21 protein-coding genes and 1 tRNA gene are annotated in these 18,540 nt (G+C 69.9%); 10 read left to right on the top strand and 12 right to left on the bottom strand.

Going from position 1 to position 18,540, the window contains the following annotated elements:
* Positions 1 to 32 precede the first annotated feature (32 nt).
* From VFI59_04435 to menB, 4 genes are all read right to left on the bottom strand, one after another.
* Positions 33 to 632, bottom strand: coding sequence for a hypothetical protein (locus VFI59_04435; protein HET6712941.1), 600 nt, complete (start codon positions 630 to 632; stop codon positions 33 to 35).
* Between the two features lie 86 nt (positions 633 to 718).
* Positions 719 to 2,491, bottom strand: coding sequence for a 2-succinyl-5-enolpyruvyl-6-hydroxy-3-cyclohexene-1-carboxylic-acid synthase (gene menD, locus VFI59_04440; protein ID HET6712942.1), 1,773 nt, complete (start codon positions 2,489 to 2,491; stop codon positions 719 to 721).
* Positions 2,492 to 3,460: a 1,4-dihydroxy-2-naphthoate polyprenyltransferase gene (locus VFI59_04445; GenBank protein ID HET6712943.1), complete on the bottom strand. Its 969-nt coding sequence runs from the start codon at positions 3,458 to 3,460 to the stop codon at positions 2,492 to 2,494. It lies immediately after the preceding gene.
* On the bottom strand, positions 3,457 to 4,323 hold the full coding sequence (menB, locus tag VFI59_04450; GenBank protein HET6712944.1) for a 1,4-dihydroxy-2-naphthoyl-CoA synthase: 867 nt from the start codon (positions 4,321 to 4,323) through the stop codon (positions 3,457 to 3,459). The genes VFI59_04445 and menB overlap by 4 nt, the downstream gene beginning before the upstream one ends.
* 100 nt (positions 4,324 to 4,423) lie before the next feature.
* Here menB and VFI59_04455 point away from each other — a divergent pair, with 100 nt between their 5' ends.
* Both VFI59_04455 and VFI59_04460 read left to right on the top strand, forming a co-directional pair.
* A complete protein-coding gene (locus tag VFI59_04455) occupies positions 4,424 to 5,935 on the top strand; it encodes an endonuclease/exonuclease/phosphatase family protein (GenBank protein ID HET6712945.1) in 1,512 nt (503 codons plus the stop codon).
* Between the two features lie 22 nt (positions 5,936 to 5,957).
* The gene (locus VFI59_04460; GenBank protein HET6712946.1) at positions 5,958 to 7,154 is read left to right on the top strand and encodes a fatty acid--CoA ligase family protein; all 1,197 of its coding nucleotides are present in this window, start codon (positions 5,958 to 5,960) and stop codon (positions 7,152 to 7,154) included.
* Positions 7,155 to 7,432: 278 nt separating this feature from the next.
* On the opposite strand, the gene VFI59_04465 is transcribed toward VFI59_04460, so the two are convergent.
* The 5 genes from VFI59_04465 to VFI59_04485 form a co-directional block, all read right to left on the bottom strand.
* A complete protein-coding gene (locus tag VFI59_04465; GenBank protein ID HET6712947.1) occupies positions 7,433 to 8,107 on the bottom strand; it encodes a response regulator transcription factor in 675 nt (224 codons plus the stop codon).
* Entirely contained in the window at positions 8,100 to 8,810 is a 711-nt protein-coding gene (locus tag VFI59_04470; protein ID HET6712948.1) for a HAMP domain-containing sensor histidine kinase, read from the bottom strand. Before VFI59_04470 ends, VFI59_04465 begins: the two co-directional genes overlap by 8 nt.
* Before the next feature lie 236 nt (positions 8,811 to 9,046).
* Complete coding sequence (gene panB / locus VFI59_04475) at positions 9,047 to 9,841, bottom strand: 3-methyl-2-oxobutanoate hydroxymethyltransferase (protein HET6712949.1); 795 nt, start codon at positions 9,839 to 9,841, stop codon at positions 9,047 to 9,049.
* A gap of 81 nt (positions 9,842 to 9,922) precedes the next feature.
* Complete coding sequence (locus VFI59_04480; protein ID HET6712950.1) at positions 9,923 to 10,321, bottom strand: hypothetical protein; 399 nt, start codon at positions 10,319 to 10,321, stop codon at positions 9,923 to 9,925.
* A gap of 176 nt (positions 10,322 to 10,497) precedes the next feature.
* Entirely contained in the window at positions 10,498 to 10,800 is a 303-nt protein-coding gene (locus tag VFI59_04485; GenBank protein HET6712951.1) for a hypothetical protein, read from the bottom strand.
* A gap of 151 nt (positions 10,801 to 10,951) precedes the next feature.
* Between VFI59_04485 and rpsF the strand changes: the two genes are divergently transcribed.
* From rpsF to nth, 6 genes are all read left to right on the top strand, one after another.
* Positions 10,952 to 11,371 (top strand): 30S ribosomal protein S6, encoded by a 420-nt coding sequence (rpsF, locus tag VFI59_04490; protein ID HET6712952.1) that lies wholly within the window; start codon positions 10,952 to 10,954, stop codon positions 11,369 to 11,371.
* Between the two features lie 46 nt (positions 11,372 to 11,417).
* Positions 11,418 to 11,873, top strand: coding sequence for a single-stranded DNA-binding protein (ssb, locus tag VFI59_04495; protein HET6712953.1), 456 nt, complete (start codon positions 11,418 to 11,420; stop codon positions 11,871 to 11,873).
* On the top strand, positions 11,873 to 12,148 hold the full coding sequence (gene rpsR, locus VFI59_04500) for a 30S ribosomal protein S18 (GenBank protein HET6712954.1): 276 nt from the start codon (positions 11,873 to 11,875) through the stop codon (positions 12,146 to 12,148). The genes ssb and rpsR overlap by 1 nt, the downstream gene beginning before the upstream one ends.
* Positions 12,145 to 12,600: a 50S ribosomal protein L9 gene (rplI, locus tag VFI59_04505; protein HET6712955.1), complete on the top strand. Its 456-nt coding sequence runs from the start codon at positions 12,145 to 12,147 to the stop codon at positions 12,598 to 12,600. The genes rpsR and rplI overlap by 4 nt, the downstream gene beginning before the upstream one ends.
* Before the next feature lie 288 nt (positions 12,601 to 12,888).
* Complete coding sequence (dnaB, locus tag VFI59_04510; GenBank protein ID HET6712956.1) at positions 12,889 to 14,259, top strand: replicative DNA helicase; 1,371 nt, start codon at positions 12,889 to 12,891, stop codon at positions 14,257 to 14,259.
* A gap of 5 nt (positions 14,260 to 14,264) precedes the next feature.
* Positions 14,265 to 15,017 (top strand): endonuclease III, encoded by a 753-nt coding sequence (nth, locus tag VFI59_04515; GenBank protein HET6712957.1) that lies wholly within the window; start codon positions 14,265 to 14,267, stop codon positions 15,015 to 15,017.
* On the opposite strand, the gene VFI59_04520 is transcribed toward nth, so the two are convergent.
* Positions 15,009 to 15,079: transfer RNA gene (locus VFI59_04520), tRNA-Gly, on the bottom strand. The genes nth and VFI59_04520 overlap by 9 nt on opposite strands.
* A gap of 114 nt (positions 15,080 to 15,193) precedes the next feature.
* On the opposite strand from VFI59_04520, the gene trpD reads away from it, so the two are divergent.
* Both trpD and dcd read left to right on the top strand, forming a co-directional pair.
* The gene (gene trpD / locus VFI59_04525; GenBank protein HET6712958.1) at positions 15,194 to 16,234 is read left to right on the top strand and encodes an anthranilate phosphoribosyltransferase; all 1,041 of its coding nucleotides are present in this window, start codon (positions 15,194 to 15,196) and stop codon (positions 16,232 to 16,234) included.
* Positions 16,235 to 16,246: 12 nt separating this feature from the next.
* Positions 16,247 to 16,804, top strand: a complete 558-nt coding sequence (gene dcd, locus VFI59_04530) for a dCTP deaminase (protein HET6712959.1) — start codon at positions 16,247 to 16,249, stop codon at positions 16,802 to 16,804.
* 9 nt (positions 16,805 to 16,813) lie between these two features.
* On the opposite strand, the gene VFI59_04535 is transcribed toward dcd, so the two are convergent.
* Complete coding sequence (locus VFI59_04535) at positions 16,814 to 17,488, bottom strand: response regulator transcription factor (protein ID HET6712960.1); 675 nt, start codon at positions 17,486 to 17,488, stop codon at positions 16,814 to 16,816.
* Positions 17,488 to 18,186, bottom strand: a complete 699-nt coding sequence (locus VFI59_04540; protein ID HET6712961.1) for an ATP-binding protein — start codon at positions 18,184 to 18,186, stop codon at positions 17,488 to 17,490. The genes VFI59_04535 and VFI59_04540 overlap by 1 nt, the downstream gene beginning before the upstream one ends.
* Positions 18,187 to 18,540 lie beyond the last annotated feature (354 nt).

Consider the following 18,540-nt stretch of genomic DNA (forward strand, 5'->3'; position numbering starts at 1 on the left):
GGTATGGAAGTCCGCGTGCACGACGCCACGACTCATCCCGGCGGCAGGCTCGCCCGCGCCGCCCGGCGCGTGAGGCCGAGCCGTGTGAGCTCCATCGACGCGAGCGCCGAGTGCCGGCCCGCCTGCAGATCGCCCCAGGGATCGGTCGTGATCCCCGCGATCCGTGAGTACGGGAACCGGGTCGCGGCGCGCAGCGCGAGGTATCCATCGAGCCCGGGGTCGCCGACGTCCAGCGCCTTGCCGATACGCCGACGCTCGCGTGCGAGCGGGGCACGGATCACGAGCCACACGGCGAGGAGAGGGACCGTCGGGCCCAGCGCGATGACGAGCCCGATCAGGAGCGAGATGTTGAAGATCGCGTCCTTGCTCGCCTCGCCTTTCTGCACCGTGCCCTGCCCGATCGCGTCGATACGGTCGGCGATCGCGTCGATGCCGCCGCCGATCAGGGGCACGTCCGCGAAGTCGCCGAGCGCTCCGGCCGCGTCGGAGACGCCCTCCCCGGCGCCGATCACGCCGTCGCTGAGCCCGCTCAGCTCGTTCACCGTCCGACCGAGGGTGTAGCCGATCGCGCACCACAGCAGGAGCCAGAGCACGAGGATGACGTCGATCGTTCGAGACGTACGGTGCGACACGGGGGCCTCCGAATGGGTGGGCCGGTGGAAGCGGGACCCGCGCATCGTAGGGCGTGAACCGCTCTGGGCGCGACCGATGTCGCGGGTCAGCGCAGCGCCGACGCGATCGCCTCGCGCAGCTCGGAGCGCCACACGACGGAGCGTTCGGGGTCGACGACGGCCTCGATGATCTGCAACCCGCCGTCCCGACTTGCGGATTCGAGCGATGGCTCGAGATCCGTGGCGCGTTCGACCAGCCGGTGGGCGGCTCCGGCCGCCGTTGTCAGCCCCCCGACGTCGGCCTCGTGGGGCGTCACGAACAGATCCCGGTGCTCGGGCAGGTCTCGCTGCGGGAGCATCGAGAAGATCTCGCCGCCGCCGTTGCTCACGACCACGAACGTGATGTCCTGGCCGCGACGAGCGTTCCACGAGAGCGCGCCGAGGTCGTACAGGAACGTGAGGTCGCCCAGGAGCGCGACCGTCGGACCCTGGCTCCCGGCCGCGACACCGAGCGCCGTCGATACGAGTCCGTCGATGCCGCTCGCCCCGCGATTCGCGAGCACACGCAGCCCCGATCGGGGCGACATCGCGAGGTCGAGGTCGCGGATCGGGTTCGAGTTGCCGACGAAGAGCGTGCCCCCGGTGGGGACCCAGGCCGCCACGTCTCGCGCGATGCGCGGCTCGAACGGTTCGTCGAGGCCGTCGAGGTATCCGTCGAGTGCCTCGCGGGCCTTCTTGTCGGCCACGCGCCATGCCTCGCTCCATCCGTTCGGCGGTGGCATGAGCCGACGGGCCCATAGGTCGTCGAGCTCCTCGGCCGAGTGGCCCCCGGTGATGGCGATGCCGACGCCGAGCTGCTCCACGGGGCGGTCGTGGAGCGCTGTGGTGAGCGCATCGGGATCGACCGCGAGGCGCCATGTCGCGAGTCGCTCGGCGTCGGGGTCGAGGTGCCAGCGGTCCGCGACGATCAGGCGATCGGCTGAAGCCACGAACGCCTGGGTCGCGCGCGTCGTGGGCATCGCCCCGAGCTGGATCACGATCTCGGGGCCGTGGGTCCGGGCCCAGCCCATATCACCGATCAGGGACTGACCCGCCGTGAGGGCGTGCTTCGGTAGGCGCGCACCCGAGGTCGGCTCTGCGAGCACCGGCCAGCCGAGCACCTCGTGCCAGAAGCTCGCGCTGGCCGAGGCGGCGCCTGGCCATCCTCCGATCACGACCGCGCCTCGCGCCCCCGAGACGAGTCCGGCCAGGCGGTCGGCTTCCTCGACCGTGAGGTCGGCGGCCGGTCGGCTCGGCAGTTCGAGCGCCTCGCCGGTCGGATCGGGGAGCGCGACGTCGAGCGATGGACTCAGCGGTTCCTCGAACGGGCAGTTCACGTGCACGGGTCCGACCGGGTCGCCGGAGGCGGCCTCGAGAGCCTCTCGGGCGGCCTGGCGCCACCACGCTTCCTGCCCGGCCGCCTCGGGAACGGGCAGGTCGAGATCATCGCGGACGTTCCCGGCGTAGAGGCCGACCTGATCGATCGTCTGGTTCGCGCCGGTACCGCGCAACCGGGGCGGGCGGTCGGCCGTCAAGAGGATCAAGGGGAGCCGTGACTGGGACGCCTCGACCACGGCTGGAAGGAACTCCGCGGCCGCGGTGCCGCTCGTGCATGCGACCGCCACCGGGGTGCCGGTTGCGCGCGCCAGCCCCGCCGCGAAGAACGCGCTCGAGCGCTCGTCGAGGTGCACGTGCACATCGACCGTGGGGTGACGAGCGAGCGCGAGGGCGAGCGGCGTCGAGCGGGAGCCGGGGGAGATGCACGCGTGCCGCACACCGCCGCCCACGAGCCCGTCGACCAAGGCCCAGGCGCATGCGAGGTTGAGGTCGGCGACGTCCATCTACATCCCTACCCAGAGCGCGGCGGCTGCCGGCACGGCGTCGGTCGTCGACTGGTCGATCGTCCCCAGCACGAGGCCGATGGCGGTGAGCAGGCCGCACGCAGCGTGCGTGGTCGCCGTACCCGTGAGCACCGGGATCAGGTCGCGCCCCGCCGCGGATCCGACCACCTCCATCGGACGGATCGCGAGCACCCACGCGATGAGGCCCACGAGCGCCCACTGCGGAAGGCCCGCGCCGTCGAGAGCGATCCCGACGATCACCCCGAGGGCGATCGTCGCGAAGGCCGCAACTACGGTCGCCCGATACAGTCGTCTCGTCGCCGGATCGCCGATACGGACGGCGAGCGTACGCTTGCCGCTCGCCTCGTCGGTGGGGATGTCGCGCAGGTTGTTCGCGACGAGGATCGCGACCGCGAGGAACCCGAGGGCCGCTCCGCCCCACCACGCCTCGGACGGCACAGTCTCGACCATCACGAACGCGCTCCCGCACGTGGCCATCAGCCCGAAGAACAGGAAGACCATCAGCTCGCCGAGGCCCAGCCCAGCGTAGGGCCGAGGACCGCCGCTGTAGAGCACGGCCGCGATCAGCGCGAGCGCGCCCACGAAGAGGATCAGCAGAGGCTCGGTCGCGAGCGCGAGCGCCAAGCCCGCCACGGCCGCGACGCCCAGCGCCACGAGCGCGGCGACGAGCACGGCACTCGGCGCTGCGGCGCCGCTCGCGGTGAGCCGCGGTGGGCCGAGCCGCTCGTGCGTGTCGACGCCGCTCACCCCGTCGAAGTAGTCGTTCGCGTAGTTCACGCCGATCTGCAACCCGGCGCCGACCAGCAGCGCGGCCACGAACCGCCACCAGATCAGCTCGCCGGCCGCGGCGGTACCGAGCACCACGGGGACGAGGCCGGCGCCCAGCGTGCGGGGGCGGGCGCCGTGCCACCAAACAGCGAGTCCGCCCGGGTGTTGCGTGGTCGTCACGGGCGCTTGGGGAACCGGGAGAAGTCCGGTGCTCGCTTCTGCTGGAACGCATCGCGGCCTTCCTGCGCCTCCTCGCTCATGTAGTACAGGAGGGTCGCGTCGCCTGCGAGTTGCTGCACGCCGGCGAGCCCGTCGGTGCCGGCGTTGGAACCCGCCTTCAGCAGGCGCAGGGCGAGCGGCGAGAACGCCAGCATCTCCCGGCACCACTCGACGGTCGTCCGCTCGAGCTCCTCGACCGGCACGACCTCGTTCACGAGCCCCCACGCGAGGGCGGTCTCGGCGTCGTACTGGCGGCAGAGGAACCAGACCTCCTTCGCGCGCTTCTCGCCGATCTGACGCGCGAGCAAGTTGATGCCGTAGCCACCGTCGAACGAGCCGACCTTCGGGCCGGTCTGGCCGAACCGCGCGTTATCGCCGGCGATCGTGAGGTCGCAGCAGAGGTGCAGCACGTGACCGCCGCCGATCGCGTAGCCCGCCACCATCGCGACCACGGGCTTGGGCAGCCGCCGGATCTGGATCTGCAGGTCGAGCACGTTGAGCCTGCCGATGCCTTGCTCGTCGATGTAGCCGTCGTCTCCCCGGATCTTCTGGTCGCCTCCGGCACAGAAGGCCGCCGATCCCTGGCCCGTGAGGATCACGGCCCCGATCGAGGGGTCGTCCCGAGCGAGGTCGAACGCGCGGATCAGCTCGGCGGTGGTCTTCGGGCGGAAGGCATTGCGCATCTCGGGACGGTCGATCGTGATCTTCGCGATGCCTTCGGCGCTGTCGTAGCGGATATCGCTCCACTCGCCCGACGGTGACCAGTCGGCGGCGGGCCCGATCGTCCGCTCACGGCCGGAGGGCCGGGAGGCGTTGTCGTCCATATGACCGTTCACTCCGAGAGTCGTGGCTCGTATCGTTGAGCAAGGCTAGCCCAACCGCGAGGCTATCCGACGAACCGGCGCCGATGCTACGTTGCGCCCCGTGATCGGACGTGGAGTGAGGCTCAGCTCGATCTGCGTCGCGCTCGTCGCGATCGCGATCGCGTCCGTGCCCGCTGTCGGTCATGGTGGCGACGAACCGGCGGGGGTCGTCGCGCCCACCTCGCTCAGGATCCTGACCTTCAACATCGAGTACGGCGGCACCGTGGTCTCCCTCGAGTCGATCCTTACCGCCGTGAGACGCGCCGATGCGGACGTGGTGGCCTTCAACGAGGTCTACGGCAAGACCGCGCGGTTGGGGCGTCTCACCGGCTATGACTTCGTGAGCCGCCGTCTCGACCTTGTGTCGCGGTACCCGATCGTCGATGCGCCGGGCTCGGATGGCCGCTACGCGTTCGTGCAACTCGCACCAGGCCACGTCGTGGCCGTCGCCAACGTGCACCTGCCCTCGAGCGACTACGGGCCCCGCCGCTTGTTGGACGGATGGAGCCGCATCGCGGTCCTGCGTGAGGAGCGCAGCGGTCGTCTTCCCGCGGTGCGGCCGTTCGTGAACGCCATGGATGGGCTGCCCGAGGCAGGCATCCCGACGTTCGTCGTCGGCGACCTGAACTCGCCATCGCACGAGGACTGGATCGAGGCGACCGTCGACCTCCGGCCGCAGATCCGCTTCCCGGTGGCATGGCCGGTCACGCGGTTCCTCGCGAGGAATGGCTTCGTCGACGCGTGGAGGGTGGTGCACCCGGATCCCGCCACGGACCAGGGCCTCACCTGGCCCGCCGGGCGTCCTCGGTCGGACTCGAGCTGGAACCCCCGTCGCGACGCCCCGCACGACCGCATCGACCAGATCTGGTCTGCCGGCCCGGCCACCGCGGTCAGGAGCGACCTCGTGGGTGAACGCCATGGCCCGGGCGTGGGCATCTCCGTGCGCCCGTGGGGGTCGGATCATCGCGCGGTGGTCTCGACGTTCGACGTCACGCCGGGGACGCCGCCGGTGATGGTGTCGCCGGCTCCGCAGCTGGTCGAGGTCGGTGAGGCGGTCGACGTGACCTACCACGCGCCTGGCGGCGACGGCGAGCGCATCCGCATCGTGCCGCGCGCCGGCGATCCGATCGTCGATGTGATCGACTCGCAAGGCACTCCACCCGGCGCGGCCAACGACGGCACGTCGACCTTCGCCACCGGCACGCTCGCCGCCGGCCCCTACGACGTGGTGCTGATCGACGGCGCCGGCGTGGAACTCGCACGTGCGCCGTTCTGGGTCCGCGAACCAGACGCACCTCCGATCCTCGACACGCGATGGCGCCACGGGATCGGCGAGCCGATCGAGATCGGGTTCACACAGGCGCCGGGGAACCGGTTCGATTGGATCGGTCTCTACGCTCGGGGCGGCGATCCTCTCGTCGACTACTACCTCGAGTATCGCTATACGGGAGCGGCGGTGGAGGGCTCGGTGACGTTCGATGTGCTCTTGCCCCCGGGGCGTTACACCGCCTACTACCTACTCACCGACGTGTACCGACAGGTCGCCGGGGTCGACTTCGTCATCAAGCACTGACGCACCGGTAGGCTCCGCGAGCATGAGGAGCGAGTTCGGTGTGGCGCCCGGTGAGCTGCTCGCGGTCGACGTACCGGCCGGCCCGGCGTGGGTGCCGCTGCTCCATCGTCTCTGGTCCGAGCGCGTCTGCTTCCTGCCGCTGGACGAGCGGCTGGCCGAGCCCGAGCGCCGACGGCTGCTCGACCTCGCCCGGCCCGCGGCGGTGATGGGCAGCGGCGGGAGCCTCACCGTCTTCGCAGGGGCCAGCGCGGTCGACGAAGAGACCGCGTGCGTGATGGCGACCTCGGGCACGGGGGGTGAGCCCCGCCTCGTCGAGCTCTCACGCGATGCGGTGATCGCGGGGCTCGGTGGCTCCCGCGCTGCGCTCGAGGCGGCCGGGTACGACGTCTCCGGGCCGCTCGTGAGCTGCCTCACCCCTGCCCACGTCGGCGGACTGCTCGTGCTGTTGCGAAGCGAGGTCGCAGGGGTGCCGGTCACGGTGCACGAGCGGTTCGATGCTGAACGGCTCGCGGGAGCGGCGCCTCCGGGCGCCTCGGTCTCGCTGGTTCCCGCGATGTTGGCGAGGCTCGTTCGGACCGGCGCAGACCTGGGACGGTTCGGCGCGATCCTGGTCGGCGGAGGGGGGCTCGACCCCGAACTCCGCGACCGCACCGAGGCGCTCGGCGCGCGCATCGTGGAGACCTACGGGCTCACCGAGACGAGTGGCGGCGTGGTTTACGACGGTGTGCCGTTCGCAGGCACCGAGGTCCGGATCGGGGACGGCGGGCGGATCGAGGTCCGGGGGCCGACCCTGATGCGGGGCTATCGGCACGACGCCGCGGCCACCGGCGCGGCGTTCGACGTGCGAGGGTGGTTGCGGACCGGCGACGCCGGTGCGATCGACGCCGACGGCCGCCTGCACGTCGCGGGCAGGCTCGACGAAGCGATCCGCACGGGCGCGGAGACGGTCTGGCCGGCCGAGGTCGAACGCGCCCTCGCGAGCCACCCGAAGGTCGCCGAGGTCGGTGTGGCCGGGCGTCCGCACCCGGAGTGGGGTCAGCAGGTGGTCGCCTTCGTCGTCCCTCGCACGATCGACGACCCTCCGTCGCTGGACGAGCTCCGGGATCACGCGAGCGAGACGATCGCCCGACACAAGGTCCCGCGAGAACTGGTGCTGATGCACGAGCTGCCGAGGACGACCGGCGGGAAGCTCCGCCGACACGCCTTCCCACCGCGCTGAGGGGACCGTTCGGACGGTGCCGCGATCAGCGCCGCGTCGTTCCCACTGGGGTGGAGAACGCAGCTACACACTCCCCATCCCATGGAAAAGGGCCCGAGTCCGGGAGGGGTGGACTCGGGCCCTTCGTCGTTGGCGGGCCACCGAGGGGGTGGTGGCTCGCCCTGTCTGTCCATCTCTTCGGCGTCGATGCCTGGGGCGCTACATGCTCGTGCCCCGGTAATCCTGGGTACCGAGCTCCGGGTAGGGGCCGCCGCAGGCGCACGTGAAACGCGAGAGCCTCAGACGGTGATCGCGCCGTGCTTCACGGCGAAGGCCACGGCCTCGAGCTTCGAGTGCACGCGCAGCTTCCCGAGGATGTTCCGCACGTGCGTCTGCACGGTCTGGGGGCTGATGTAGAGCTTCGCCGCGATGTCGTCGTTGCGCATGCCCTCGGCGAGCAGTTGCAGGATCTCGCGCTCGCGCTCCGTGAGGTCGTCGAGCAGCATCGTGGCTTCCCGTTGGATCTCGCGCTCGCGTGCGACCTGTGCGAGCAGCCGCGTCAGCGTAGCCGGATCGATCAACACCTCGCCGTCCGCGGCCGCCTTCGCAGCCGACAGCAACTCCTGCGCGGCCTCGTCCTTGCTGAGGAACCCCGATGCGCCGGCCTCGACCGCCTCCACGAGCAGGCGGTCGTCGTCGTGCGCGGTCATGATCACGACCTTGGTGCTCGGCGAGACCTCCTTGATCCTGCGGGTCGCGTCAATGCCGCTCTGCCCGCCGCCCTTGAACACGATGTCCATCAGCACCACGTCGGGGAGCTGCTCGCTGCAGACCTCGATCGCACGCTCGGCGTCGTGCACCGGATCGGCGACCATCTCGAGGGTGTCGTCGAGTCCGACGACGGTCGCGAGGGCATCGGTGAGGATCTTGTGGTCGTCGCAGATCAGCAGCGTGACCGTGTCGCCCTCACCCACGTTCGGTTCCTTCCCGCGGCAGCCGGATGCGGAGCATCGTACCGCCGCCCGGCCCGTCCTCGATGGATATCTCCCCCCCGTGTTCGGCCACGAGGCCCTTGGAGATGAACAGCCCCAGGCCGGTTCCCTGCACCTCCTCGTAGCCGGCTGGGCGCCAGTGCGGGAACGTCGTGAACACGTGCTCGCGCCTGTCCTCGGGGATGCCGGGGCCACGATCAGCCACCGTGAGGACGGCATCGTCGCCCTCGGGCTCGAGCGTGATGGTGATCGGTTCGTCTGACGGCGAGTACTCGCCGGCGTTCTGTACCACCTGGCGAACGACCTCGACGAGCTGGGTACGGTCGCCTTCCGTCGTAACGTCGTCGAGGGCGAGGTCCACCCGCCGGTCGTCGCCGAGCCCCGCGGCACCCACGCCCTCCCGCACGATCGCCGCGAGGTCGGCCGGGCCCGTCTGGAGCTGCAGCACGCCCGCTGAGAGCTTCATCGCGAGCGATGCCTGCTTCACGATCTCGAGCATGCGATCGGATTCCTGCTCGATCAGCTCCAGGAACTCCCGTTTCTCCTCGTCGGGAAGCTGGTCGTAGTAGGTGCGCGTCGTGACGGCGAGTCCTTTGATCGTGGAGATCGGTCCCCGCAGCTCGTGCGAGACCATCGAAACCAGCTCGGCCCGCTTCCGCGCGTCGTCGCCCTGCTCAGCGCTCACGGGGGGAGTGTAGGTGGGACATAAGGCCCGCGCCGTCGGCCGTCCTTCCAGCGCCCGATGGGCCGACAGCGCGGAGGGGCGAGCTCCAGAGCACCGAGGACGACGACGGATCGGCGCTCAGCATCCGCCTGCGCGCATCATCGTGGGCTCGGAGCGTGAGCATCGGTGGATCAGGCCGGTGGATACGTCGGCGGCGGGGCGGCGGTGACCGCCGAACCCAGGTCCGACGGAGCCCCCTACGAGTACGAGTGGTCCTCGTCGGGGAACGTGCCGGCTTCAACGTCGGAGACGAAGTTCGTCACAGCGTCGGTGATCGCACCTCGGAGGTCGGCGTAGGCCTTCGCGAGCTTCGGCGGGTGCTCCGTCAGCCCGAGCAGATCGTTGATCACGAGCACCTGGGCGTCGGTGCCGCTGCCCGCGCCGATGCCGATCGTCGGGATCTGCAGCGCATGGGTGATCTCGGCGCCGAGCTCGGCGGGCATCGCTTCCAGCACGATCGCGAACGCCCCGGCCTTCTCGAGCTGCACTGCCTGTTCCAGCACCTTCTGGGCGGCTTCGCCTCGCCCCTGCACCTTGTAGCCGCCGAGGCCGTGCACCGCTTGGGGCGTGAGGCCGATGTGGGCCATCGCCGGGATGCCGATCTCGGTGAGCCGGTGCACGAGGTCGAGGTTCGGCCCCTCGAGCTTCACCGCGGTGGCGCCGCCTTCCTTGATCAGACGCCCCGCGTTGCGCACGCCTTCCTCGATCGAGGCCTGGTAGCTCATGAACGGAAGGTCACCGACGACCATCGCGCGCTGGGCGCCACGCGAGACGGCCATCACGTGGTGGAGCATGTCCTCCATCGTGACCGGGAGCTCGTTGGCGTACCCGAGGACGTTGCGGCCGAGGGAGTCGCCCACCAGCAACGCGGGAACTCCGGCCCGGTCGAGGATCTGGGCGGTGGGGAAGTCGTACGCGGTGAGCATCACCCAGCGTCGCTGCTCACCCTTCCACGCCCTGAGGTCGTGGGTCGACACGGTTCGATCGGGCATCGCTCGCGCCTCCTTCAAGTGCACGGCAGTCGTTGCAGTCTAACGGTGGTTCGAGCTCGGAGCTTCCCGGCCCCGTGTCGTTCAAGCGACCGCAGGAGCGACCGCCGGGTCCGACAGGCCCGGCCCTGACACGATGATCCGCATCGTGCTGAGTGGGGTGTCGAGCTCCGCGGTATTGATCGAGGTGGTCGACTCGGTCCGGCGAAGGAATGCGAACCACGGCAGCGAAGCGCTCGAGGGCATCTGGTCGAGCTCGTCGCGCTCGAGGATCGGGCTGAGCGACCCATCGGCCAGGGCGACCGTTCGGAGGTCGAGGTCGCCGTTCGTCTCGACGTGCTCGTGCAGGATCACGGCGGTCGATCCGTCGAGATCGACCCAGGCCGGCGAGCGGTCCCTTCCCTTGCCCTCGGTCAGCCGACGTTCGCCGCGGCCGCCCGACGCCATGACCCGGATCGACGGGCGTTCGCCTCGGCTGCTCATGAACGCGATCTTGGACGGCCCCCACGCGGGCTCGACGTCGGCGGCTGGGGAGTTCGTGAGTCGACGAACGTTCGATCCGTCGACGTCGGCCGTCCAGATGTCGGTGTTCCCCTTCGCTCGGCGGACGAAGGCGATCGAGGAGCCGTCGGGCGACCAGGTCGGGTCCGAAGCCCGGTTCAGCTGGGCGAGCCGCCTGTCGTGTCGACGATCCAGATCTGGGGACCGGTCGACGTCTTCCGCGTGAAAGCGAGGCGCCCGGAGCCCGGTTCCCAGGCAGGATCGGTATCCTTCGACGGGCCCGAGGTGATCTGCACGTCGTCGCCCCCCGTGGGGGGCACGGTCCAGAGGTCGCCGTCGCGGACGTAGGCGATCCGCGCCTCCGGGGTGGTACCGCTGGGCGGGGCGGCGGAGCCGCCGGGAGCGAGCGCGAGCATCCCGGCAGCGACCGCCAGCGCCACGATCGAGCGGGAACGTCGCATGCAGGAGGTTTCGGCAGCGCGTTGCGCGGGCCTGAGCCGTGTCGGACCCCGGTGCTAGCGTTCGGGCCGTTCTCGTACACTGCTGGGCGACCCTCAAGTCCCTACTGCTCCCTCTCGTGAGGGGGCCGTCCAGACCAGAGGAGGTGACTGGTTGAGGGAATACGAAGTCATGCTCATCCTGCCCGCCGAGGCCGACGAGAAGGTCGTCTCGACGGCGACCGACCGAATCGCCAAGGTGATCTCCATCAACGGTGGTGAGGTCGGCAACATCGATCGCTGGGGCCGCCGCAGATTCGCGTTCGAGATCGACCATCAGAACGAGGGCTACTACGTGGTGGCTAACTTCACGGCCGATCCGGCTGCGCAGCCCGAGCTCGACAGGGTGTTGAACCTGGCCGACGAGGTCATCCGTCACAAGGTGATCGCGCTGCCGGCCAAGGGACGACACGCCAAGCGCGCCGAGGCGCGCGGCGAGCAGCCGCGATCGACCTCGAGCGAAGCGGCCTCACCGGCCCCCGCGACCGAGGCATCCGACGATCCAGAATCCGAAGCTTCCCCCGCCCCCGCGTGAGCCATACGCGCGACGGGTGCAGACACCGAAGAGGTGGTGACGTGACATGGCGAGCGACAACCAGGTGACCCTGGTCGGCAACCTGACCGACGACCCCGAGCTGCGGTACACGCCCAACGGGGCCGCGGTCTGCAAGTTCCGGATCGCCGTCAACCGCCGCATCCCCGACGGCGCCGGTGGCTGGAAGGACGGCGAAGCGTCGTACTTCACGGTCAATTGCTGGCGCAGCCTCGGCGAGAACGCGGCCGAGTCGCTCACGCGCGGCATGCGCGTGGTCGTGGCCGGCCGACTCAACTACCGCTCCTGGGAGAACCAGGACGGCGACAAGCGCACCGCCATCGAGATCGAGGCCGACGAGGTCGGCCCGAGCTTGCGATGGGCTACCGCGCGCGTCGAGCGTCAGTCCCGCTCGAGCAGCAGCTCGTCCGGCGGCGACTGGGGCGAGCGCGTCGCGGCGCCCGTGGGTGGCGGTGGCACCGACCAGGAGGAGACACCGCTGTAATGCCACCGAAGAAGAGGGAAGGCCCCAAGCGCCGTCGCGACAAGGACGACAAGGGCTGGCAGAAGAAGGGCAAGCGCAAGTTCTGCGTCTTCTGCAAGGACCGCGTCGACTACGTCGACTACAAGGACGTCGTCACGTTGCGCAAGTTCGTGAGCGAGCGGGGCAAGATCCGCGCCCGACGGGTCACGGGCAATTGCGTCCAGCACCAGCGCGACGTCGCCACGGCCGTGAAGAACGCTCGCCAGATGGCGCTGCTGCCGTACTCGAGCCGATGAAGGTCGTCCTCCAGAAGCCCGTCGACAAGCTCGGAGACCCCGGAGACGTGGTCGAGGTTGCCGACGGCTACGCACGCAACTACCTGATCCCGCGGTCGATCGCCGTGAAGGCCCACAAGGGGGCGGCCCAGCAGACGGAGAACCTGCGGCGCGCCCACGAGCGACGCCAGTACGCCCGTAAGGGCGAGTACGAGGCGATCGCGTCGAGGCTGATCTCTGGCGGTCCGATCCGGGTGACGGCCCGTGCGGGCGACGAGGGCAAGCTCTTCGGCTCGGTCACGGCCGAGCACGTGGCCGACGCGATCGCCGCGCAGCACGAAGGCGTCACGGTCGACCGACGCGACGTGCACCTCGACGAGCCGATCCGATCGATCGGCACGCACGAGGTCCGGGTCCACCTGTTCCATCAGGTCGACCCGGTCGTGACCGTGGAGGTCGTACACGAGGGCTGACCGCACCCGTCACACGCATCATCGGAGGCCGGGCCCGCTGCCCGGCCTCCGTCGTTGCCAGTGTCGCTCCCGGTTGAAATGTCACACGTGTGATTCACACTGTTCCACATGGTTGTCCACATGTGGAAAGCGCAGGTCAGAGACGGAGTGACAAGGAATCTCGCTCCGCGACCTGCACCGGAACAATCCACAGGCGTTGTCCACTGTCGCCTCGTGGTTGCCGGGCGTAGCGTCCCCGGGTTGAGGAGCGGGTCCGGCGGCGACGTGGGCCCCGAGGGGGAGGGGTAGATGGCGCGTACGGCCGACGATGTTCGACGCCTGCCTGCGGGCGAAGGGCACCGACTGCCGCCGCACAACCTGGAGGCCGAAGCCTCGGTGCTCGGCGCGATGCTCCTGTCGAACGAGGCCGTCGCCGACGTCGTCGAGATCCTCGAACCCGACGACTTCTACCGATCGGCGCACGGGCGCATCTACACCGCCCTGCGTGGTTTGTTCGCTCGGGGGGAGCCGGTCGACATCGTCTCCGCCGCGGTCGCGCTCGAGCGGGGGGGCTCGCTCGAGGACGTGGGTGGGCGCATCTACCTGGCCGACCTGGCCAACGAGGTCCCGACTCCGGCCTCGGCCGCCTACTACGCCGACATCGTCTCCAAGGCGGCCCTGCGGCGCCGGCTGATCTCGGCCGCGGCCGACATCATGGACCGCGCCTACGCTTCGACCGATGACGCGGAGCAGGTCGCCGACGACGCCGAGCAGCGCATCTACGAGGTGGCCCGTCGCGAGGACCGCGAGGAGATGGCCGTGTTGCGCGATCTGGTCGACCAGGCGATGCTCGACCTCGAATCGATCCAGACGCGCGAGTCCGCGTACACGGGCCTGCCGACCGGGTTCATCGACATCGACAACCTCACGTCGGGACTGCAGCCGGGCAACCTGATCGTCCTCGCGGCTCGTCCGGGCATCGGCAAGAGCTCGCTCGCGGTCAACATGGCGAGGAACATCGCGGTCGCCGGCAACTCCGTCGCGATCTTCTCCTTGGAGATGTCACGCTGGGAGATCGGCATGCGTCTGCTCTGCGCCGAGGCTCGCGTGCCGTGGGACCGCATCCGGAACAAGCGTGTCGGCCCTAACGATTGGCAGGCGGTCGTGCAGGCGGCCGAGGTGCTCCATGACGCCCCGCTGTCGATCGTCGACTCGGGCAACACGAACATCGTCGACATCCGCGCGAAGGCCCGTCGCATGCGCACGGGGAAGCGGGGTCTGTCGTTGATCATCGTCGACTACCTGCAGCTGATGGCACACCCCGGCATGGGCGGACGCCGCCCCGACTCGCGCCAGCAGGAGATCGCCGAGATCAGCCGTTCCCTGAAGATGCTCGCCAAGGAGCTCGAGATCCCGGTGATCGCGATCAGCCAGCTGAACCGCAATCCGGAGGCGCGAGCCGACAAGCGCCCGCAGCTCTCCGATCTTCGCGAGTCAGGCGCGATCGAGCAGGACGCCGACATCGTGATGTTCATCCACCGCGACGACGCCGATCCCGAGAAGAAGAAGCTCGCCGAGCTGATCGTGTCGAAGCACCGCAATGGGCCGACCGACAACATCCCGCTGGGGTTCGAGCCCTCGCTCACGCAGTTCCGCAACGGCGCCCGCGGTCAGCAGTGAGCCCGGTGGGTCGGCGGTCGGCGCTCGAGCCCTGGGCGCCGCCGAGCCGCCGCCGCATCCGGGCGATCGCCGCCCGGCTCGAGAAGCGGTTCGGCCCGCTCGAGCCGCCCCGAGCCGTCGACCCCCTCGACGAGCTCATGCTCACGGTGCTCAGCCAGCACACCAGCGACGTGAACGCCGAGCGTGCGTTCGCCGACCTCCGTGACGCGTTCCCCGGTGGCTGGCGCGAGGTCGTCGAGGCGCAGCCGGCCGACGTGGCCGACGCGATCCGCAGCGGGGGGCTCGCGAACTCGAAGGCGCCGAGGATCCAGGCGATCCTGCGCGAGGTGCGTGAACGAGAAGGTGGGTACGACCTGGCTCGACTGCGCGAGCTCCCAGATGACGCGGTTCGCGAATACCTGATCTCCCTGCCCGGCATCGGGCCCAAGACGGCGGCCGTCGTGCTGAGCTTCGCGCTCGGTCGCGACGCGATACCGGTGGACACCCATGTGCATCGCGTCACGAAGCGGCTCGGGCTGGTCCCCCCGAGGGCCAGTGCGGAGCGCGCCGACCGGCTCCTCCACGATCTGGTCCCCGACGGGCTGCGCACCCCGATGCACGTGGGATTCATCCGGCTCGGCCGGGAGGTCTGCAAGGCTCCCACGCCTCGATGCCGCCTCTGCCCGCTGAAGGACCTCTGTCCGACCGCTCCCCGGTATCTCGGGGCGCCTGAACGTGCGATCGGCGCCGCACGTCGCGGCGCCAAAGAGAGCGGGTGAGGGGAATCGAACCCCCGTCTCGAGCTTGGGAAGCTCACGTTCTGCCATTGAACCACACCCGCATGGGCCGCCGGCCAGCCGACGGAGCCTCAGTGTAGCGAGCCCACGGCGTCAGCCGCGACCCGCTCGGGGGTGGCTTCCGGCTCATGCGCACCACCTGCTAGCGTCGGTCGGCGATGAGCGACCCGGGCCCCGAGACCGATCCGGACTTCTGGCCGCACGCGCTCACGCGACTCGTGCGGCGCGAGGACCTCGACGCCGACGAGGCCGCCGAGGCGATGCGTCAGATCATGGCCGGAGAGGCGACGCCGGGTCAGGTCGGCGGCTTCCTGATGGCGCTGCGCACCAAGGGAGAATCCGCGGACGAGGTCGAGGGGCTCGCTCGCACGATGCTGGGCTTCGCGAACCCCGTGCAGACGCCCGCGCCGGCCGTGGACGTCGTCGGAACCGGCGGCGACCGCAGCGGCACGTTCAACATCTCCACGGTGAGCGCGATCGTGGCGGCGGGCGCGGGTGTGCTTGTCGCCAAGCACGGGAACCGCGCCGCGAGCTCGCACTGCGGGTCGGCGGACGTGCTTGAGGCGCTCGGCGTCACGATCGACCTCGACGCGGCCGGCGCCGAGCGGTGTCTCGCCGAGGCCGGCATCGCGTTCCTGTTCGCGCCGATGTTCCACCCGGCGATGGCCCACGCCGGGCCGGTCCGCCGCGAGCTGCGCGTGCCGACCGTGTTCAACTTCCTCGGACCGCTCACGAACCCAGCCCGGCCCTTCGCACAAGCGGTGGGATGCTCCGACGCCCGCATGCTGCCGCTGATGGCCGAGGTGTTGGCCCGGCGCGGGACGCGGGCCGTGCTCTTCCGGGGGGAGGACGGGCTCGACGAGCTCACCACGTCGGGTCCCTCGACCGTCTACACGGTCCGCGGCGGCTCGGTGACCGAGGGCAGGCTCGACCCGACCGCGCTCGGCTTCGCTCCGGCCACGGTCGATGATCTGCGGGGCGGCGACGCCGACGCGTCGGCCGCGATCGTTCGGTGGGTGTTGGCCGGGGAGGTCGGACCCAAGCGCGATGTCGTGCTCCTGAACGCCGGTGCGGCGCTCGAGGTCGCCGGACGTGCCCAGACGCTCGCCGATGGCATCGAGCTCGCGGCCGAGACGATCGATTCGGGGGCAGCCACCGCCGCCCTGGACCGCTGGGTCGAGGTGAGCGGGAACGGGTAGCATCAGCGCCCGATGATCCTGTCCGATCGCACGATCCGCGAGGAGATCGACGCCGGACGCATCGTGATCGACCCGTTCGACGAGCGATGCATCCAGCCGTCGTCGATCGACCTGCACGTCGACGCACAGTTCCGGGTGTTCGCGAACAACCGATACCCCTACATCGACGTGAAGCAGGAACAGCCGGACCTCACGGAGCTCGTGGAGACGAAGCCCGACGAGGCCTTCATCCTGCACCCCGGGGAATTCGTGCTGGGGTCGACGCTGGAGCGCGTCGCTCTCCCGAACGACCTCGTGGCGCGGCTCGAGGGCAAGTCATCGCTCGGGCGGCTCGGCCTGCTGATCCATTCGACGGCGGGGTACGTCGACCCCGGGTGGGACGGCTACCTCACGCTCGAGCTGAGCAACGTGGCGAACCTGCCGATCACCCTGTACCCGGGCATGAAGATCGGCCAGATCAGCTTCTTCCGGCTCTCGACCGAGGCCGCGACCCCCTACGGCTCGGCCGGCAACAAGTACCAGGGGCAGCGCGGCCCCACGCCGAGCCGCTTCTTCCGCGACTTCGGTTAGGACGCGTCGCTAGTCGTTCACCGCGAGGGCGCCGGGGATCGGGCCCACGCCCATCTGCACGGCCATCATCGCCGCCTGGGTGCGGTTCGTGACCCCGAGCTTGCGGAAGATCGCGGCCAGGTGCGCCTTGACCGTCTTCTCCGACAGGAACAGCGACTGCGCGATCTCACGGTTCGACCGGCCTTCGGCGAGCTGCGCCAGGATGTCGTTCTCGCGCTGGGTCAGGCTGTACTCGTTTCGCCGCGCGCCATCGCTCGCGCCGCCGCCCTGCTGCTCGTCGAACAGGTTCTGGATCACGCGGGGGCTGAGGACGTTGCCGCTGCCGGACATCGCGACGTTGATCGCCTGCGACAGGTCCTCGGGCGTGGCGTCCTTCAGGAGGTATCCGGATGCGCCGTCGGCCAGCGCGCGCTTCACGTACGGCGCGTTCTCGTAGGTCGAGAGCATGATCACCGGCAACTCGTCCCATTCGGCCTTGATCGCGCGGAGCAACTCGAGGCCGTCGAGGTCCGGCATGCGCACGTCGACGAGCGCGAGGTCGACCTTCGTACCGCCGTGCAGCACCTCGAGGGCGACCGCCGAGCTCTCGGCCTCGACGACGTCGGCCTCGGGGAAGCCTTCCTTCACCACGTAGCTCATGCCACGGCGCACGAGCGCGTGGTCATCCACGACCATGATCCTCATCAGCTGTCTCCTTGCCCTCCGACGGGGAGCACGGCGATCACGCGGACGCCGCGTCCGGGGGTCGACTCGATCTCGAGCGAGCCGTCGATCTCGTGTACACGGGTGCGAAGCAGTCGAAGCCCGAAGTGGGGGTCGTCGTCGGTCACGGCCGCGATGCCTCGACCGCGGTCGGTGACCTCGATCCGCAGCGTCTCCAGGCCGGCGACGACCTTCACGGTGACGTCCTTGGATCCGGAATGCTTGGCCGCATTGGTGAGCGCCTCCCCCACGACGCTGTGCGCGGTCTCGAGCACGGTGGTCGGCACGGCGTCGAGGTCGCCCTCGATCGTGATGCGGGCCGGCAGCTTCCAGCGCTCGACGAGCCCGTGCACGAACGTCGCGAACGACGGGTCCTCGCGCAGCGAGCCGGCGTCGAGCTGGAAGAGGACCTCGCGGATCTCGCTCAGGTCGTGGCGGATCGCGTCCTCGATCTCGTGGAGCGATGCGACCGCCCCTATCGGGTCGGTCTCGATGCGGTGACGGAGCACCTGCAGCTCCAAGATCGCGCTCGTGACGGACTGGGTCAGGCCGTCGTGGATCGTCATCGCCCACCGCGTGCGCTCCTCGAGCATGAGCGACTCGACCGTGGACAGCACGGAGGCCGGCACGGTCGCGTCGACGCGCTCGACGGCGCGTGCATGCTCTCGGGGAACGCTCATCGGTGGATCCGTCCCTTTCGGTCGGGGCCGTTGGTTCTAGTGCCTTTTCGGCACGCAACTCGCCGCACTTGACCTCTGGCACGGGGAGAGATGGGGCACGGACTCCCGGTCGGACGGCCGGGGTCCTTGGCGCCCGAGGAGTGAGATCACTTGGCGCAGCGTCGCACCCCGCATCACGACGAGGACCCATTTGTGGGATGTCACGGAGACCTCTTGCAGCACAAATAATGCTTCCTCTCATATGCGCGAGTGCCCAACGAACTTGTCAATGGAATACTCAAGTTCTATCCTCGGTTCAGACTTAGGTACCGGAGCCCGGATCCCCTGCGGTCCGGCCGAACAGAAGGAGAGCCT

The sequence above is a fragment of the Actinomycetota bacterium genome (assembly GCA_035697485.1).
GTDB lineage: Bacteria > Actinomycetota > UBA4738 > UBA4738 > HRBIN12 > JAOUEA01.

Coding starts and splice junctions, on each gene's coding strand:
- menD (HET6712942.1), bottom strand. CDS start 2,491: ATGGACGTCGCCGACCTCAACCTCGCATGCGCCTGGGCCTTGGTCGAC.
- menB (HET6712944.1), bottom strand. CDS start 4,323: ATGGACGACAACGCCTCCCGGCCCTCCGGCCGTGAGCGGACGATCGGG.
- VFI59_04460 (HET6712946.1), top strand. CDS start 5,958: ATGAGGAGCGAGTTCGGTGTGGCGCCCGGTGAGCTGCTCGCGGTCGAC.
- panB (HET6712949.1), bottom strand. CDS start 9,841: ATGCCCGATCGAACCGTGTCGACCCACGACCTCAGGGCGTGGAAGGGT.
- VFI59_04480 (HET6712950.1), bottom strand. CDS start 10,321: ATGAGCAGCCGAGGCGAACGCCCGTCGATCCGGGTCATGGCGTCGGGC.
- VFI59_04485 (HET6712951.1), bottom strand. CDS start 10,800: ATGCGACGTTCCCGCTCGATCGTGGCGCTGGCGGTCGCTGCCGGGATG.
- ssb (HET6712953.1), top strand. CDS start 11,418: ATGGCGAGCGACAACCAGGTGACCCTGGTCGGCAACCTGACCGACGAC.
- rpsR (HET6712954.1), top strand. CDS start 11,873: ATGCCACCGAAGAAGAGGGAAGGCCCCAAGCGCCGTCGCGACAAGGAC.
- rplI (HET6712955.1), top strand. CDS start 12,145: ATGAAGGTCGTCCTCCAGAAGCCCGTCGACAAGCTCGGAGACCCCGGA.
- dnaB (HET6712956.1), top strand. CDS start 12,889: ATGGCGCGTACGGCCGACGATGTTCGACGCCTGCCTGCGGGCGAAGGG.
- trpD (HET6712958.1), top strand. CDS start 15,194: ATGAGCGACCCGGGCCCCGAGACCGATCCGGACTTCTGGCCGCACGCG.
- dcd (HET6712959.1), top strand. CDS start 16,247: ATGATCCTGTCCGATCGCACGATCCGCGAGGAGATCGACGCCGGACGC.
- VFI59_04535 (HET6712960.1), bottom strand. CDS start 17,488: ATGAGGATCATGGTCGTGGATGACCACGCGCTCGTGCGCCGTGGCATG.
- VFI59_04540 (HET6712961.1), bottom strand. CDS start 18,186: ATGAGCGTTCCCCGAGAGCATGCACGCGCCGTCGAGCGCGTCGACGCG.